Here is a 15,086-nt window from a genome sequence, read left to right on the forward strand (position 1 = left end):
GATGACAAGTTTTTTAAATTTATGGGTGAAATTAGTGGCCCGAAGACGGGCCCTACCCCTCACCCTCACCCCTCCGGCAAATTCTCCAGGAAGAAGCGGATCGTGTTCTCGCCCATCACATCGCGAATATCCGCCTCGCTCAGCCCTGCTGCCAGCAGGCGATCCGTCAGCACCGCGTATTCCGAGGCATCGAAGGTCGCCGTGATGGTGCCGTCATAATCAGACCCCAGCGCGACATGCTCGACGCCGAGCAGATCAATTGCGGCGAGGAGGGTCGCAGCAACACCCTCCGGCGTGTCGTCGCAGGTGACGTCGGCCCAGAAACCGATGCCGATCACGCCGCCGCGCGAGGCGACTTCAAGCATCAGATCGTCGGGAATATTACGCTTGGCTTCGCAATGGCCGTGAATACCGGTGTGGGAGATGACCAGCGGGACGTCGGTCATGTCGAGAACTTCGCGGACCACGGCCTGGGAGGAATGGGCCAGGTCGATGATCATGCCGTGCTCGACGATACGCGCCACGGCGGCGCGGCCGAAATCGGTCAGGCCCGTATCGGACACGCCGTGCAACGAGCCACCGAGCTCATTGTCGAAGAAATGTTGCAGGCCGATCATGCGATAGCCCTCATCATAGAGCCCGTCGATATTGGCCAGGTCGCCCTCGAAAGGATGACCACCCTCGGTCGCGAGAATGCCGACGAGGACATCGGGGTCGCTGGCGCGGCGTTCCAGGGCGGCGGCGAGATCACCGCGGGTGCGGGCGACCACGAATTCGCCATGCGACAGCGTCGCCAGACGGTTCAGCCGCCGGGCATGATAGCGGGCGCGGGCATAGATCGAGGTCCAGCTGTCGAGCGGCCAGAGCTGGACGATGGCGAGCGGGGTGATGTTGTCGCTGTCGGCGGTATTGCTGTCGTAATTCATGTCGGCCGGCGTCTTGGTGACGCTGGAAAAGACCTGCAAGGCGACGCGACCGGCGCGCAGGCGCGGAAAATCAGTATGGCCGCGATCATTCCAGCTATTGGGGTCGCGCATCCAGAGCAGCATGTCGGAATGCAGGTCGGCGACGCGCAGGCTGTCATGCAGGGCGGTCGCCTCGGCGGAAATGACATAGGGCTCGTGGGCGGTGACGACATTCATGTCGTGGTCGAGCTTTGCCGGAAGGATGCCGAATATGCCAATGGCCGCTGCCATCAGAAGCGCGCCCGCCACTATCAGAACAATACGCATTTTCTTCCCCGGATCTGTTTGACCGCGAGAGTGCCACAGCGCGCCGGTCTTGCAAGCAAAAGGGAGGCAAGCAAAAGGGCCGCCCGGTCTCCCGGACGGCCCTCCTGATGGTTTCAGACTGTCAGTTCTATTCGCTGTAGAGCTCGGAGATCGACAGCGTCGCCGAGGCGTTATTGCCCTGGCTGTAGGAGCCGATCCAGATGTCATAGACACCGGATGCCGCATTGTTGAAGCGCAGGGCCGGGTTCAGACCGGCATTGCCGCCGTCATCGTCGCAGAACCAGTTGCCGTTCGGATCATTGATCAGAAGCGTCGTATCGGAGCTTGAAGCCGCCGAAATGATCAGCGGCAGGGAACCAGCCGAATAGGTCAGTTCGAAATCCGGCGCTGACGCGACCCATCCGGCACAGCCGGAGCGGACGCTATCGGCGCGATAGCCACCACCGGAGGTGATGCTGACGCGGTATGGATCAGGCTGGAAACCGGCGCGCAGCGCCACGGAACCATAGGCAGCCGGGGCCGACATATTGATGCCCGAACGTGGCTGTGGACGCGGCTGGGGCCGGGGCTGTTGACCGGCGACCTGGCCGATTTCCGAGATCGACAGGACCGAAGTAGCGTAATCGCCCTGGGAATAAGATCCGACCCAGATATCATACCGGCCAGTCGCCAGATTGGCCAATGTGACCAGCGGGTTGAGGCCATTGCCGCTATCATCGTCGCAATACCAATTGCCATAGGCATCATTGACGACCAGCGTCGTGTCCGAGCTGGACACCGCGCCAATGGTCAGCGTGTCAAAGCCGCCGGCTGTGTAATTGACAGAAAAATCAGGCGCATCGGCGATCCAGCCGCGGCAGGAACTGCTCAGCTGGGCCGCACTGCGGGTGCCGCCGGAAGTCACGTTCACCGTATAGGGATCGGGCGTGAAGCCGGAACGCAGATTGGCGCTGCCGAAGGTCGCAGGCGCATAGGTATTGGGCGCATTGGACGTGCCCTGGGTCAGGCCGATTTCGGAGACCGAGAGGACGGTGGCGGCGTAATCGCCCTGGGAATAGGAGCCGATCCAGACATCATAGCGGCCGGACCGTGGGTTGTTGAGTTGAACCAGCGGGTTGAGCCCCTCGCCGCTATCATCGTCACAATACCACTCGCCATTCGGCCCATTGACCAGCAGCGTCGTATCGGAATTCGACGTCGCACCGATCGTCAGATTATAGCCACCGGCAGCGTAATTGACCGAATAATCGGGCGCATTGGCGACCCAGCCGCGGCAGGAGGAGGACACATTGCTGGCAGGGATCGAGCCACCGGACGTGATATTAACGTTATATGGATCGGGCGTGAAGCCGGCATTGAGATTGACGCTGCCATAGGTTGGCGGTGCCGAATAGTCCTGAGCGAGCGCGCCGCCCGCCATCAGTGCAACAGATGCCGTTGCGAGCAATAATGCTTTCATCGTGATTTCCCCTTGAACCATCGCCGGGGGCTTGGCCCACCCCGTGCAAGCCGCCCCGGCGAATGCCAGACTCTCATACTAGAGGGTTTTCAGGGTGAACCCTAGCTGAATGAAGGAGTTTTTTTCGATTTCAGATGCTGCGATGCGCCATCGCCGCCCGGGCCGCGATCAGGCCTGGCCCGACGCCATCAGGCACGAGACCGACGACGCCAGCACGGCAGGCAGCTCGGCCTCATCGCCGTGCTCACCGCGCTCGAGCGCGCCGGCGAGATGGCCGAGCCGTTTCAGCCCGACATTCAGGGCGGCGCCACGCAGCCCGTGCGCGGCCGCGCGCGCGGCCGCCTCGTCGCCATCGCGGCGGGCCTGGATATGGGTCTCCGACAGGGATTGGAAATCGGCGGCGAACTGGAGCTTCAGGACGGCAAATGTGTCCGGGCCAACCGCGGCAACCAAGGCGCCGACGATCGTATTGTCGATTTCCGCCTGGTCCCGCCAGTCCATCGGCTGCTTCGTCATTATCCCCACCCTTCACAGATTTTCCCGCCCGCCGGCGCGGCTGGCGATGCGCACTTTCAGTCGTCACGAGAAACCAGATTAGACCGATATCCTGATCAAGCCGTAAACCACATGCAGGCATATGGCAGACGGCTGGCCTGCCGGCGATCAGAGCCCGGTGAAGACCTGCAGCGCCCGCAGAAGCGGGTCGTCAAAGCGCAGCTTTCCCTGGGTCAGCGCGAGGCAGATGCACTCCTCACCCTCACCAATCCTGATATCATGCTCGACCCCGGGATCGGCTTCCTCGACATCGCCGCGCACATAGCGCTGATCGCCATCGAGGAATGAGCCCTGCAGGACGAGCGTCAATTCTGTGCCGCGATGGCCATGATGCGGGATGGCGACACCGGGACGTGCGCGCAGCAGCCAGAGGCGCTCATCGCTCTCGCCATGCCACAGCATCGCCTTTCTCAGGCCGGGGCCGAGAAACTCCCAGCGCAGCCTGATACCTTCACGGTCGATGAAATCGCACAGGACGGCGGGCAGGCATTCGGGCCGGTCGACCGGGGCCTGCGGTGCCGCCGCAGCCGGTACCGGCTGCGTCCGGGCGGCATCAAATGCCTCATCAAGGGCGAAAATATCATCGGCATCAAAGGCGAGCGCGCCCTCACCCTCGACGGATTCCAGCATGGCACCGCCAATGCGCGCCATCGAGACGGCATGCGCGCGTGCCGGCACCGACACTTCCAGATGCGAACGCAACAGCATGTCCTTACCCGGCGACATCGAGGCACCGGCGGCATGGTCGAGATACCAGCCCTGTTCGAGGAAATAGCCTCTCCGGCTCATTGCAGATCTCCAAGGCTGAGTTTCAATTTGTCCATCGCCAGACGAATTCGCGATTTGACCGTCCCCAGCGGCAAGACCAGGCGCAAGGCTATATCGCTGTGCGACAGGCCTTCCATGAAGGCCAGCTCAAGCACACGGCGCTGATCCTGCGGCAGGGTTTCGAGCGCGTCGCTTACAGCGCTGGCATCCTGCCCGCGGGCATAGAGTTCATCGGCGGCCGGGATTTCGCCGGGACGCAGGGAGGGATCGGTCAGGTCGACGCGATCAGCCCGGGCCAGCTTGCGATACTGGTCGATATGAAGATTGCGCGCGATCGTATAGACCCAGGTCGAGACGGCGGATTTGGCGACGTCATAGCTCTCCGCACGCCGCCAGATGGCCAGCATGGTGTCCTGGGCGAGATCATCGGCCTGGGCAGAGGGCAAGCCGCGCCGGACCAGAAAGCCACGCACGCGCGGTGCGAAATGGTCGAACAGACGGCGGAAGGCCTCGCGGTCCCGGTCAGCGCCAATGCGCTCGACAAGGCTTGCCAGCTCTGCGGCATCCATCAGCCCTGCCTGCAACGGCGCAGCCATCCTCATTCGCCCCTTTTCCAGGCCATCCCGGCCTCCGGGCCGGAAAGAGTTCAATATCTGAGCGGCAGCGTACATGCCCAGCCTACGGTGCCAGCGCCAGGATGGATCACATGTGACTGCAGTGATCCACGCCGTGCCCGCGCTCGTAACCCTTTTCATTGACCACAATTACCGGGCGCGGCCAATGGGTGCACTACAACAGAAAAAGCGGATCGCCGTCATCGGCTCTGGGATTGCCGGGCTGTCTGCGGCCTGGCGCCTGACCCTCACTCACCATGTCACCCTGTTCGAAGCGGCCTCGAGGCCGGGCGGCCATGCCCATACGGTCGAGGTCGATCTCAACGGCAGGCCGGTCGCCGTTGATACAGGATTCATTGTCTTCAATCCGGCCAACTACCCAAATTTCACCGCCATGCTCGACCTGCTCGGCGTCGAGACCGCACCCAGTGACATGTCCTTCGCCGCCTCGCTCGACGGCCATGGCTTCGAGTATTCATCGCGGCCGGAGGGGCTGTTTGCCCAGAAGCGCAATCTCTTGCGTCCGCGCATGTGGCGCATGTTGCGCGACCTGTTGCGCCTGCACGCGCATTCCAAAGCGCTCGACGCCGCGTCGGAGCCGCGCAGCCTCGATCAATTCCTGCGCGATGAAGGCTATTCGCGCACCTTCCGCGACGACCATATCCTGCCCATGTGCGCGGCGATCTGGTCCTCACCGGTCGCCACGATGCGCGGCTATCCGGCCAGCGCCTTCTTCGAGTTTTTCCGCAATCATGGCCTGCTGCAGGTGCTCGACCAGCCCGCCTGGCGCACCGTGACGGGCGGTAGCCGCCACCATGTCGAGGCATTGATCGATCTCTTCACCGGCGATTTGCGACTGTCGACACCGATCCGCTCGGTCACGCGCGCATCCGACTCGGTGACCCTGCATCCGGCCGAAGGCGACGCCATGCTGTTCGACGAGGTGGTTTTCGCCTGCCATAGCGACCAGGCCCTGAAATTGCTGGCCGACCCCACACCGCAGGAGGTCAAGCTGCTCGGCGCCATCCGCTATCGCGACAATATCGCCGTCCTGCATACCGATACGCGGCTTATGCCACGGCGCAAATCGGCCTGGGCGAGCTGGAATTACCTCGATACCCCGGACAGATCCGGCCAGGAACGCATCAGCCTGACCTATTGGATGAACCGGCTGCAGCCGCTGCCGACCAAAAGGCCGGTCCTGGTCACCCTCAATCCCGATCTTGCCCCGGCGCCGGAGCTCGTCCTTCACACGGATCACTATGCCCATCCGGTCTTCGACGCTGCCGCGATCGCGGCGCAGCGGCAAATCCATGAAATCCAGGGCGATAACCGGAGCTGGTATTGCGGTGCCTGGCTGGGGTCGGGCTTTCACGAGGACGGGTTGCAATCCGGGCTCGCCGTCGCCGAAGCGCTCGGCGCGCCAGAGCGTCCCTGGGGTCTGGACGGCATGACCGGGCGTATCGTCTGGCCGGACCACAACACAGCCCGGATCGAAATACCTCGCGCGGTCGCCACGCAATGACCCCGCTGCCCGCCTCACTGCTCGACGGCGATGTCGGTCATACGCGGCTGGGGCCCAAGCGTCACAGCCTGCGCTATCGCATGCATTCCGTCCTGCTTGATATCGACGGGCCGGAACTGGCCCGCATCCGCACACCCCTCTTCTCGGTCAATCGCTTCAATCTCGTTAGCTTCCAGGCCCGCGATCACGGCCGCGGCGAGGCTGAACTGAGGCCCTGGGTGCAGGACCTGCTGGACGGTGAGGCGGCGGATTTCCCCCTGGGCCGTGTGCAAATCCTCGCCGCACCGCGCGTGCTCGGCCTGGTCTTCAATCCGGTAACGGTGCTGTTTTGCCATGACCGGTCGGAAGCCTTGCGCGCCGTCATCTTCCAGGTCAGCAATTTCCAGGGCGGGCGCTGCGCCTATACTTTCGTGCTGCCGCCGGACGTTCCGGGGGAGAGTCTGCGCTTCTCCAGCAGCAAACGCTTCTTCGTCTCGCCCTTCAACGACACTAGCGGCGAATATCGCTTCCGGCTCGACCGCGACCAGACCGGTCTGCGCCTGGCGATCCAGCTCTACCGCGAGGGCGCCTGCGTCCTGAGCGCTGTCCAGAAATGCACAATCCGGCCACTGACGGCACGCGCTCTTCTGCGCGCTCCGTTTTCGCTGGCCTTCAACACGATCAGGATTGTCGGCGCCATCCTGCTGGAAGCCCTGCGCCTTCGCCTCAAGGGGCTAAGGCTGTATACTCCCCGGCACGGCTCCATCGACACCAGACCATGGAGACAATGATGGATATCTATTCGGACCAGGCCGGTGACACCGGCAAACCAGAATCCGGCAACGTGCTGGACCGTTTCATTGCCAACCGTTTGCGCCAGGCCCTGTCCGGTCTGGAAGCAGTCCATCTCGTCATCGAACTGCCCTCCGGCTACCGGCTTTCCTGCGGTGACCCGGCGGCGAGTGCCCAGGCCGAATGGCGATTGAAGCGCTGGAATGCGCTGTTGCGGCTGGCCGGAAGCGGCGCGCTGGGCTTCGCCGAGGGCTATGTGAATGACGAATGGGACACGCCGGATCTGCGCGCCCTGCTCGACGTTCTCGCCCGCGCTTTCGACCAGATCAGTCTCGCCCGGGCGAAGGCCGGGCCGAGCCGTATCATCGGCCAGGTCCAGCACTGGCTCAACGCCAATACGCGCAGCGGCAGCAAGCGCAATATCGCCTTCCACTACGACCTGGGAAACGCCTTCTACGCACTCTGGCTCGATGCGAGCATGACCTATTCCTCGGCCTGTTTCGCGGCACCAGACCAAAGCCTGGAAGCTGCGCAGGCCGAAAAATACCGCAGGATCTGCGTCGCCGCGCAGCTGAAGCCCGGCGATCATGTGCTCGAGATTGGCTGCGGCTGGGGCGGTTTTGCTGAAGTGGCGGCGCGCGATTTCGGTTGCCGCGTCACCGGCGTCACCCTGTCGGCAGAACAGCTGGACTATGCCCGGGCCCGCATCGAGAAGGCCGGGCTGAGCGACCAGGTCTCGTTGGAGATCCGCGATTATCGCGATATCGACGAGACCTTCGACGCCATCGTCTCGATCGAAATGTTTGAAGCCGTCGGCGAAGCGCATTGGCCAGTCTATTTCGACCAGCTGGCGCATTGCCTGAAACCCGGCGGGCATGCCGCGCTACAGGTTATCACCCTGCGTGAAGCGGATTTTGACAATTATCGCGGCACGGTCGATTTCATCCAGAAATATGTCTTTCCCGGCGGCATGTTGCCACCACCCTCGGCGCTCGGCCGCGAAGCCGGCCGGGCCGGGCTGGAGGATATCGGCGCGCGCATGTTTGGCGAGGACTATGCTGACACCCTGCAGCGCTGGCACGCCGACTTCAATGCGGCCTGGCCCCAGATCCGGGAATTGGGTTTCGACGACCGCTTTGCCCGCATCTGGCGCTATTACCTCGCCTATTGCGAGGCCGGTTTCCGCTCGGGCCGTTGCGATGTCGGTCAATTCGTCTATCGCAAACCCGACCCCGCCACGGCCTGAGTCGCGGCTCTGGACCGCGCGGCCTTTCCGCCGTCAAATGGGGCGAGGGGCTTGTCAGCCCCCGGGAGCGGCGCGCATTGGCCTGGACGGATCAGATACGCAGAATTTTGAGTGCCGGAGCGCTGGCACTTGTCTGGCTGTTTCACCCTGCGCCGGCCTTCGCCGAACAGGCGCTGGTCGCCGTCGCGTCGAATTTCAATGCTGCGGCGCGCGCGCTGCAGACCCGGTTCGAGCAATCTGGCGAGCACAGCGTGCTGATCACGCCGGGCTCGACCGGGCGGCTCCATGCCCAGATCCTCCACGGCGCGCCCTTTGATGTGCTGCTGTCGGCTGACCAGGACACAGTCCACCGCCTCGAGGCGCAGGGTCGAACCGTGCCCGGCACGCAATTTACCTATGCCGTGGGGCATATCGCCCTGTGGTCGGCCCATGGCTCTGACACCTCCGGCCCGATAGCGGACAGACTGCGTGAAGGCCGCTACCGCACGCTCGCCATCGCCAACCCGGCCCTTGCGCCCTATGGCACCGCGGCCCGCGAGGCGCTGCAGGCACTGGAATTATGGTCCCCGGCGCAAGACCGCCTCGTCACCGGCGAAAGCATTGCTGCCGTCCAGGCGATGTTGATCACCGGCAATGCCGATCTTGGCGTCGTCCCGGTTTCCCAATTCGCCGGCACAGATATGAGCGACGACCCCGACTATTGGGCGATACCCCAGCATCTCTACACGCCGATCCGTCAGGATGCGGTGCTGACGCGGCACGGGCAGGACAATCGGGCGGCGCGGGCCTGGCTCGACTTCCTGGCGGGACCGGAAGCACGGGAGATCATCGCCGCCCATGGCTATGGTGTTGAGGAATAATGCCCGATCTCGGACCGCTCTGGCTCAGTCTCGAACTCGCGGCGATCACGACAGCGATCCTTCTCGTGCTCGGCACACCGCTGGCGTGGTGGCTGGCGCGCACGCGCTCGGTGCTGAAACCGGCGATCGAGGCCCTGACCGCCCTGCCGCTCATCCTGCCGCCGACCGTGATCGGTTTCTATCTGCTCATCCTGCTCAATCCAACCGCGCCAATCGGCCGTTTCTGGCTGAGCCTGACCGGCGATACGCTGACCTTCTCCTTCACCGGCCTGGTCGTCGCCTCGGTGATCTATTCCCTGCCCTTCATGGTTCAGCCGCTGCAGAGCGCATTTGAAAGTGTCGGCCGCGCGCCGCTGGAAGCGGCCGCCAGCCTTGGCGCCTCGCCGCTCGACGCCTTCTTCAGCGTTGCGGCGCCCCTTTCCATCCGCGGTTTTCTGACCGCCTCGATATTGAGCTTTGCCCACACAATCGGGGAATTCGGCGTCGTGCTGATGGTCGGTGGCAGCATTCCCGGCCAGACCCGCGTCATCTCGATTGCGATTTTCGAACAGGTGGAGAGCCTGCAATACCAGGACGCCCATATCCTCTCGGGCATGCTGATCGCCTTTTCCTTTATCACCCTGCTGGTCGTCTACAGCCTCAATCGCCGGTTCCGTATCCATGTCGGATGATCTGCTCTCCCTGCGGCTGCGCTCCCGGCGCGGTGGTTTCGACCTCGATATCGAGGCGGAAATTCCCCTCGCCGGCATTACCGCCGTGTTCGGCCCCAGCGGCAGCGGCAAGACAAGCCTGCTGCGCCTGATTGCCGGTCTCGACCGCCCCGATGAGGGCCGCATCGCGATGGGCGACGCGGTCTGGGCCGACCGCGCCCGGCATGTTTTCGTCCCGGCGCACCGGCGCCCGGTCGGGCTGGTGTTTCAGGATGCGCGGCTGTTTGCTCATCTCAGCGTGGCGGGCAATCTTGACTACGCGCAAGGCCGCGCGGCTGCGGATCTGGCCCGTTTCGATTACGAAACAATCATCGAGGCGCTTGATCTCGCCCCGCTTCTGCCGCGCCGGACGGCCTCGCTCTCGGGCGGCGAAGCGCAGCGCGTGGCGCTGGCCCGCGCCCTGCTGACCCAGCCGCGCCTGCTTCTGCTCGACGAGCCGATGGCCGGGCTCGACCATGCCCGCAAGGCCGAGCTCCTGCCCTATCTCGACACGACCTTGCGGCAATTGGGCATTCCCGCCCTCTATGTCAGCCACTCCGTCGAGGAAGTCGTGCGCCTGGCCGATCGCGTCCTGGCCCTGTCCCGGGGCCAATGTGTCGCGATGGGGCCGGTCGAGGATGTTTTCGCGCGGCTGGATATCGAACCGCTGGAGCTGGATTTCGAGGCCGGTTCGATCCTGGCCGGGAAACTGGTCGGCCAGGATGAACGCCTGCAGCTCAGCCGGATCGATATTGGCGGGCAGGTGCTGGAATTGCCGATGCCCGCCGCACTGCAGCCGGGCGATGCGGTCAGGCTGCGGATCCGGGCCCGCGATGTCGCGATCGCCACCCTGAAGCCGCAGGCGATCAGCATCCGCAATGTGCTCGACGGCCGGATCACGAGCATCACCGCCGATGCAAACTCCCCCTATGCCGATCTGACCCTCTCGATCGGCTCCAGCCCTTTGAAGGCCCGCCTCACCCGCGCCTCGGTCGAGGCGCTGCAATTGGCGCCAGGCCTGGCCGTCTATGCCCTGGTCAAGAGCGCCAGTTTCGACCGCGGCCCGGGCTGATCGTCGCAGCCGGTCCGGCGACGCTTTGCGGCGTTGGCGCGACAGCGTATGAACAAGCCATGGCCGGTCTTCTTCCAAGGAATTGCCAATGACCCAAGTGATCGACAACAAGCCACTCGCCGGCCTCAAGGTTCTCGAACTGGCGCGCGTGCTGGCCGGGCCCTGGATCGGCCAGACCCTGGCCGATCTCGGCGCCGATGTCATCAAGGTCGAGGCACCGCGCGGCGATGATACCCGCCATTGGGGGCCTCCCTGGGTCGAACATGAGAGCGGCCGGGCGGCGGCCTATTATCATTCCTGCAATCGCGGCAAACGCTCGATCGCGCTCGACTTCAAACAGGCCGACGATCGCGAGACCGTGCTCAAACTGGTCGATGGCGCCGATGTCCTGGTCGAGAATTTCAAGGTTGGCGGCCTGGCGAAATACGGGCTCGACTATGACAGTCTGAAAGCGCGCAATCCGCGCCTGGTCTATTGTTCAGTCACCGGTTTCGGCCAGACTGGCCCCTATGCCCACCGGGCCGGCTATGATTTGATGATCCAGGCGATGAGCGGGATTATGGACCTGACCGGCGAGCCCGACCGGCCACCCCAGCGGCTCGGCGTCGCCTTCGCGGATATTTTCACCGGCGTCTATGGCGTGATCGGTGTCCAGGCGGCCCTGGCCCAGCGCGAAAGGACCGGACTTGGCCAGCATGTCGATATGGCATTGCTCGACAGCATGATGGGTGTGCTGGGCAATCAGGCGATGAATTATCTGACGACCGGCGTGGCACCGCACCGACTCGGCAATTCACATCCGAATATCGTGCCGTATCAGGAGTTTGCCGCCAGTGACGGCCATATCATCCTGGCCTGCGGCAATGATGGCCAGTTTGAACGCCTGTGCACGCTGCTGGATTTCCCGCCGGACGTGCTCGACCGCAACCGCACCAATGCCGAACGCGCGGCCAACCGGAACGAACTCGTGGCCCAGATCGCCGCTGCCATGGCGCGTTTCACGCGCGATGACCTGCTCGGCGCGCTCGAGAAGGAAGGCATTCCGGCCGGACCGATCAATACGGTCGAACAGGCCTTCCAGGACGTGCAGGCCCGGCACCGCGGCCTGGCCATCGGAGCCGACGGCATTCCCGGCATCCGCAATCCGATCCGCATGTCCGGCGCCGAAGTCGGCTCGGGCAAGCGCTCGCCCGGTCTCGACGAACATGGCGCCGGGATCCGGGAGCATTTGTGGGGCTAGGCTTCGGTCAGGCAGCGCGAATTGTGTTCAGGAACTGGTCGAACTCATCCTTCCAGGCGCCCTGATTGCGGGCCATGTCGGTGCAGGAATTGAGCACGTCGCTGGAGACCTGGTCGGTCTGCTGGGTGAATTCGGCAACCTGGCCGACATCGGTGGCCGCCTTGGTCGCCCCCGCCTGGGCCCGCTGGGCCGACTCGGCGATTTCCGAGGTGGCGACGCGTTGCTGTTCGATCGCTGCGGCCGAGGCCGTCGCCAGTTCGCCCAGCTGGGACACGGCTGCGAGCGCCGCCGCCGTCGACTTGGCGCAGGCCTCGGTCGAGGACTGGATCGCCGAGATGCGCTGGGTGATCTGTTGCGTCGCACCGGAGGTCTGTTCGGCGAGCGCCTTGACCTCGGAGGCCACGACGGCGAAGCCCTTGCCGGCCTCACCGGCCCGCGCCGCCTCGATGGTGGCATTGAGCGCGAGCAGATTAGTCTGCGAGGCGATCGTGTCGATCAGATCGATAATGGCACCGATCGCCTGGGCCGATTCCGCCAGCTGTTCCACAACCTCGGAACTGACCCGGGTTTCCTGATCGGCGACCTGCGACAATTCACTGGTGCGGGCGACCTGGCTGGAGACTTCCGCAATGGACGCGGCGAGTTCCTCGGCTGCGGCGGCGACCGATTGCACGCTGCTGGCGGTCAGATCGGCGGCCTGGCGGGCCGAGTTGGACTGGCCGGCGGCCTCGCTGGACCGGGACTGCATCTGGCCGGCGGCCAGCTCAAGGCCTTCCGAGGAGCGCATGACACTCTGCATCAGATTGGAAGACGCCTCTTCAAAACGTTCCACGGCCTGGCGCGTTGCCGCCTGCTGGCGCATCTTCGTTTCGGCTTCGGCATCATCCCGGGCGCGCACTTCATCGGCCGCCGTCAGGGCTGCGTCCAGTTGCGACAGGGCGCGGCTCAGCTCACCGAATACATCGGCACGTTCCTGGCCGGCAATTTCGATATTCCGGTCGCCGCCTGCCAGAGCCGTGACGACTTGCTGCACGCTGGTGACCGAATGGCGGATCGAGGTGCCGATCATGATCGTCAGCCCGTAGAGCACACCGCCGGCGACCAGCAGGGCAACAATGCCAACCCAGAAGCTGAGCGTCTGCATGGCGTCAAGCTCGTCCCAACTGGCGCGCAGATCATCAGCCGTGCCATCGCGGACGCTCTCGATCATGGTGTCCATGCTGTCGTCGAATGCGGCCAGACGCTCGGTATAGGCCATGGTGTCAGCGGTGGTCAGGTTCTGGGCTTGCCCTTCGAGCTCGCCAAACAATGCGGTCAGGGCGGTATATTCGGCCTGGATATCGTCAAACGTCGCCTGGTAGCGCATGTCGAGCCCGATGGCCCGTGTGTCCGCGATCGCAATGCCCAGATCGGTCAGGTTGCCGCGCGCATCGGCGATGAAATCATCGGTCGGCAGCGCCAGCATACGGTAAGTGTCGCGCAGGAAGGAGGTCATGTCCTTCTCCAGCGCGTTGGCCGCGACATTGGCGACCGTGATTTGCCGGGACTCTGCTACGGAGCGCGCGACCGCAGTCCCGACCAGGCCGTTGACGACCACATAGAGCAGCATGGCGCCAATCGACGCGAAAGCGAGCAGGGACAGGCGCGCGCGCAGGGACATACCCTGCAGGTTCATCGTGGGCATCAAGGCTCTCCATGGCCCGAAGCGGGCGGCAGGGCAGGTGGTTTTTCCGGCATGTCGAGAACGCGCACGGCCAAACCCCCCACTTCGCGGCCATCCGGGCATCCGGGGCCGTCAAACGAGCCTCCACCTTCGACAAACAGGGTTAACGGAACGCTGGATCGCGCCTGCCCGCAGGATCATATTTTATGCGAATTGATCGCGGCGTCTGCTTGATCGCGGGGTATGCCGGGCCGGAGCGCATGCCCCCCAGCCCGGTCCGTCAGGATGCGACCAGGGTAACCTGATCCGTCGGCACGTCCCAGGGCAGGTGGTGATTTTGCAGCATCACCAGGTTTTCCGGGCTGATCACGCGGGTTCCGCCTTCATAGCCGAGCAATTCGCTGATCGGCTGGTCGAGATGCCGCGCCAGGAGAAGCGTTTCATTGGACGAGAAATTGGTCAGGCCACGGGCGCATTCCTCGTCGGCTTCATTATAGATGTGCAGCACATCACCCTTCTGGAAATCGCCATGGATCGAGACGATGTCGGCGCGCTCGACGACGAGGTCGCCGGCGAGCATGGCATCAATCCGTTCCTGCTTGAGCACCAGGCTGCCGGCCATTTGCAGGCGATTGGTCAGCCAGACCGCCCATGAGGAGGCCGGCGTGCCCTTGGCGACGCAACGCGTATGACGGCGCTCCTTGGCAAGGATGGAGGAGATCGGCCGCTCGATAATGCCGCGTGCGATCAGCGTCTCGCAGCCGGCATCCTGGGCCATATTGGCGGCGTGCATCTTGGTCAGCATGCCGCCGCTTCCCAGCGCGCTGGTACTGTCGGTCACGGCCAGATAGGAGCTGACATCATCAATCGTTTCGATGAATTGGGCGCCCGGCTCTGAAGGGTCGCGATCATAGAGGCCGTCGACACTGGTCAGGATAATCAGATGATCCGCCTGGATCATGTGGGCGACCTTGGCGGCGAGACGATCATTATCGCCAACCCGGATTTCCTGGGTGGTGACGGTGTCATTCTCGTTCACCACCGGCATCACGCCATGCTCGAACAGGCGCTGGATGGTGTTGCGGATATTGAGGAAGCTGCGGCGCTCCTCGATATCGCCCAGCGTCACGAGGACCTGGCCGATAATATAGCCGTGCTCGGCGGCAACCTGGCCATAGGCGTTCAGCAGGAGTGGTTGACCGCAAGCGGCGGCGGCCTGCTTGTCAAGAACATCAGCCTCTTCAGGTGATTTGTTGACGGCATTGAGGCCGAGCGCGACGGCGCCGGAGGAAGTCAGGACCACGTCATATCCCTGCTCGCGCAGATCGGCGATATCGCTCAGAAGCCCGTGCATGAAGGCATATCTCAGGGTCAGTCGCTTGCTGTTGGCCA

The 15,086-nt window shown here is 63.8% G+C and carries 14 protein-coding genes; 7 read left to right on the forward strand and 7 right to left on the reverse strand.

The window, feature by feature from the left end:
- Positions 1–65: 65 nt before the first annotated feature.
- The 5 genes from AAC023_RS10730 to AAC023_RS10750 form a co-directional block, all read right to left on the reverse strand.
- On the reverse strand, positions 66–1,232 hold the full coding sequence (locus AAC023_RS10730; RefSeq protein WP_339741061.1) for a membrane dipeptidase: 1,167 nt from the start codon (positions 1,230–1,232) through the stop codon (positions 66–68).
- A 127-nt stretch (positions 1,233–1,359) separates the two neighbouring features.
- Positions 1,360–2,691: a hypothetical protein gene (locus AAC023_RS10735; protein ID WP_339741063.1), complete on the reverse strand. Its 1,332-nt coding sequence runs from the start codon at positions 2,689–2,691 to the stop codon at positions 1,360–1,362.
- Positions 2,692–2,859: 168 nt separating this feature from the next.
- Positions 2,860–3,207 (reverse strand): Hpt domain-containing protein, encoded by a 348-nt coding sequence (locus tag AAC023_RS10740; RefSeq protein WP_339741066.1) that lies wholly within the window; start codon positions 3,205–3,207, stop codon positions 2,860–2,862.
- Between the two features lie 147 nt (positions 3,208–3,354).
- Positions 3,355–4,035 (reverse strand): ChrR family anti-sigma-E factor, encoded by a 681-nt coding sequence (locus AAC023_RS10745; protein WP_339741069.1) that lies wholly within the window; start codon positions 4,033–4,035, stop codon positions 3,355–3,357.
- The gene (locus AAC023_RS10750; protein ID WP_339741071.1) at positions 4,032–4,610 is read right to left on the reverse strand and encodes a sigma-70 family RNA polymerase sigma factor; all 579 of its coding nucleotides are present in this window, start codon (positions 4,608–4,610) and stop codon (positions 4,032–4,034) included. The genes AAC023_RS10745 and AAC023_RS10750 overlap by 4 nt, the downstream gene beginning before the upstream one ends.
- A gap of 184 nt (positions 4,611–4,794) precedes the next feature.
- On the opposite strand from AAC023_RS10750, the gene AAC023_RS10755 reads away from it, so the two are divergent.
- From AAC023_RS10755 to AAC023_RS10785, 7 genes are all read left to right on the forward strand, one after another.
- Positions 4,795–6,153 carry an FAD-dependent oxidoreductase gene (locus AAC023_RS10755; protein WP_339741073.1) on the forward strand — a complete coding sequence of 453 codons (1,359 nt, stop codon included), beginning with the start codon at positions 4,795–4,797 and terminating at the stop codon, positions 6,151–6,153.
- The gene (locus tag AAC023_RS10760) at positions 6,150–6,923 is read left to right on the forward strand and encodes a DUF1365 domain-containing protein (RefSeq protein ID WP_339741076.1); all 774 of its coding nucleotides are present in this window, start codon (positions 6,150–6,152) and stop codon (positions 6,921–6,923) included. Before AAC023_RS10755 ends, AAC023_RS10760 begins: the two co-directional genes overlap by 4 nt.
- Positions 6,920–8,170, forward strand: coding sequence for a cyclopropane-fatty-acyl-phospholipid synthase family protein (locus tag AAC023_RS10765; protein ID WP_339741079.1), 1,251 nt, complete (start codon positions 6,920–6,922; stop codon positions 8,168–8,170). Before AAC023_RS10760 ends, AAC023_RS10765 begins: the two co-directional genes overlap by 4 nt.
- Before the next feature lie 107 nt (positions 8,171–8,277).
- On the forward strand, positions 8,278–9,030 hold the full coding sequence (gene modA / locus AAC023_RS10770) for a molybdate ABC transporter substrate-binding protein (protein ID WP_339741081.1): 753 nt from the start codon (positions 8,278–8,280) through the stop codon (positions 9,028–9,030).
- Positions 9,030–9,701, forward strand: coding sequence for a molybdate ABC transporter permease subunit (modB, locus tag AAC023_RS10775; RefSeq protein WP_339741083.1), 672 nt, complete (start codon positions 9,030–9,032; stop codon positions 9,699–9,701). Before modA ends, modB begins: the two co-directional genes overlap by 1 nt.
- On the forward strand, positions 9,691–10,791 hold the full coding sequence (gene modC, locus AAC023_RS10780; RefSeq protein WP_339741086.1) for a molybdenum ABC transporter ATP-binding protein: 1,101 nt from the start codon (positions 9,691–9,693) through the stop codon (positions 10,789–10,791). Before modB ends, modC begins: the two co-directional genes overlap by 11 nt.
- Before the next feature lie 88 nt (positions 10,792–10,879).
- The gene (locus AAC023_RS10785; RefSeq protein WP_339741089.1) at positions 10,880–12,031 is read left to right on the forward strand and encodes a CaiB/BaiF CoA-transferase family protein; all 1,152 of its coding nucleotides are present in this window, start codon (positions 10,880–10,882) and stop codon (positions 12,029–12,031) included.
- Between the two features lie 7 nt (positions 12,032–12,038).
- On the opposite strand, the gene AAC023_RS10790 is transcribed toward AAC023_RS10785, so the two are convergent.
- Together AAC023_RS10790 and proB are read right to left on the reverse strand one after the other, a co-directional pair.
- Positions 12,039–13,715, reverse strand: coding sequence for a methyl-accepting chemotaxis protein (locus AAC023_RS10790; RefSeq protein ID WP_339741092.1), 1,677 nt, complete (start codon positions 13,713–13,715; stop codon positions 12,039–12,041).
- Between the two features lie 259 nt (positions 13,716–13,974).
- Positions 13,975–15,086 (reverse strand): glutamate 5-kinase (gene proB / locus AAC023_RS10795; protein ID WP_339741094.1); only part of this gene is annotated, 1,112 nt, incomplete at its 5' end.

Source organism: uncultured Maricaulis sp., from assembly GCF_963976135.1.
In the GTDB taxonomy this organism is placed as follows: Bacteria; Pseudomonadota; Alphaproteobacteria; order Caulobacterales; family Maricaulaceae; genus Maricaulis.

Bases quoted from the DNA above. Each gene is read 5' to 3' on its own strand.
- AAC023_RS10755 (WP_339741073.1), top strand. From the start codon at position 4,795: ATGGGTGCACTACAACAGAAAAAGCGGATCGCCGTCATCGGCTCTGGG.
- AAC023_RS10765 (WP_339741079.1), top strand. From the start codon at position 6,920: ATGATGGATATCTATTCGGACCAGGCCGGTGACACCGGCAAACCAGAA.
- AAC023_RS10750 (WP_339741071.1), bottom strand. From the start codon at position 4,610: ATGGCTGCGCCGTTGCAGGCAGGGCTGATGGATGCCGCAGAGCTGGCA.
- AAC023_RS10785 (WP_339741089.1), top strand. From the start codon at position 10,880: ATGACCCAAGTGATCGACAACAAGCCACTCGCCGGCCTCAAGGTTCTC.
- AAC023_RS10740 (WP_339741066.1), bottom strand. From the start codon at position 3,207: ATGACGAAGCAGCCGATGGACTGGCGGGACCAGGCGGAAATCGACAAT.
- AAC023_RS10760 (WP_339741076.1), top strand. From the start codon at position 6,150: ATGACCCCGCTGCCCGCCTCACTGCTCGACGGCGATGTCGGTCATACG.
- AAC023_RS10745 (WP_339741069.1), bottom strand. From the start codon at position 4,035: ATGAGCCGGAGAGGCTATTTCCTCGAACAGGGCTGGTATCTCGACCAT.
- modB (WP_339741083.1), top strand. From the start codon at position 9,030: ATGCCCGATCTCGGACCGCTCTGGCTCAGTCTCGAACTCGCGGCGATC.
- AAC023_RS10730 (WP_339741061.1), bottom strand. From the start codon at position 1,232: ATGCGTATTGTTCTGATAGTGGCGGGCGCGCTTCTGATGGCAGCGGCC.
- modC (WP_339741086.1), top strand. From the start codon at position 9,691: ATGTCGGATGATCTGCTCTCCCTGCGGCTGCGCTCCCGGCGCGGTGGT.
- AAC023_RS10735 (WP_339741063.1), bottom strand. From the start codon at position 2,691: ATGAAAGCATTATTGCTCGCAACGGCATCTGTTGCACTGATGGCGGGC.
- AAC023_RS10790 (WP_339741092.1), bottom strand. From the start codon at position 13,715: ATGCCCACGATGAACCTGCAGGGTATGTCCCTGCGCGCGCGCCTGTCC.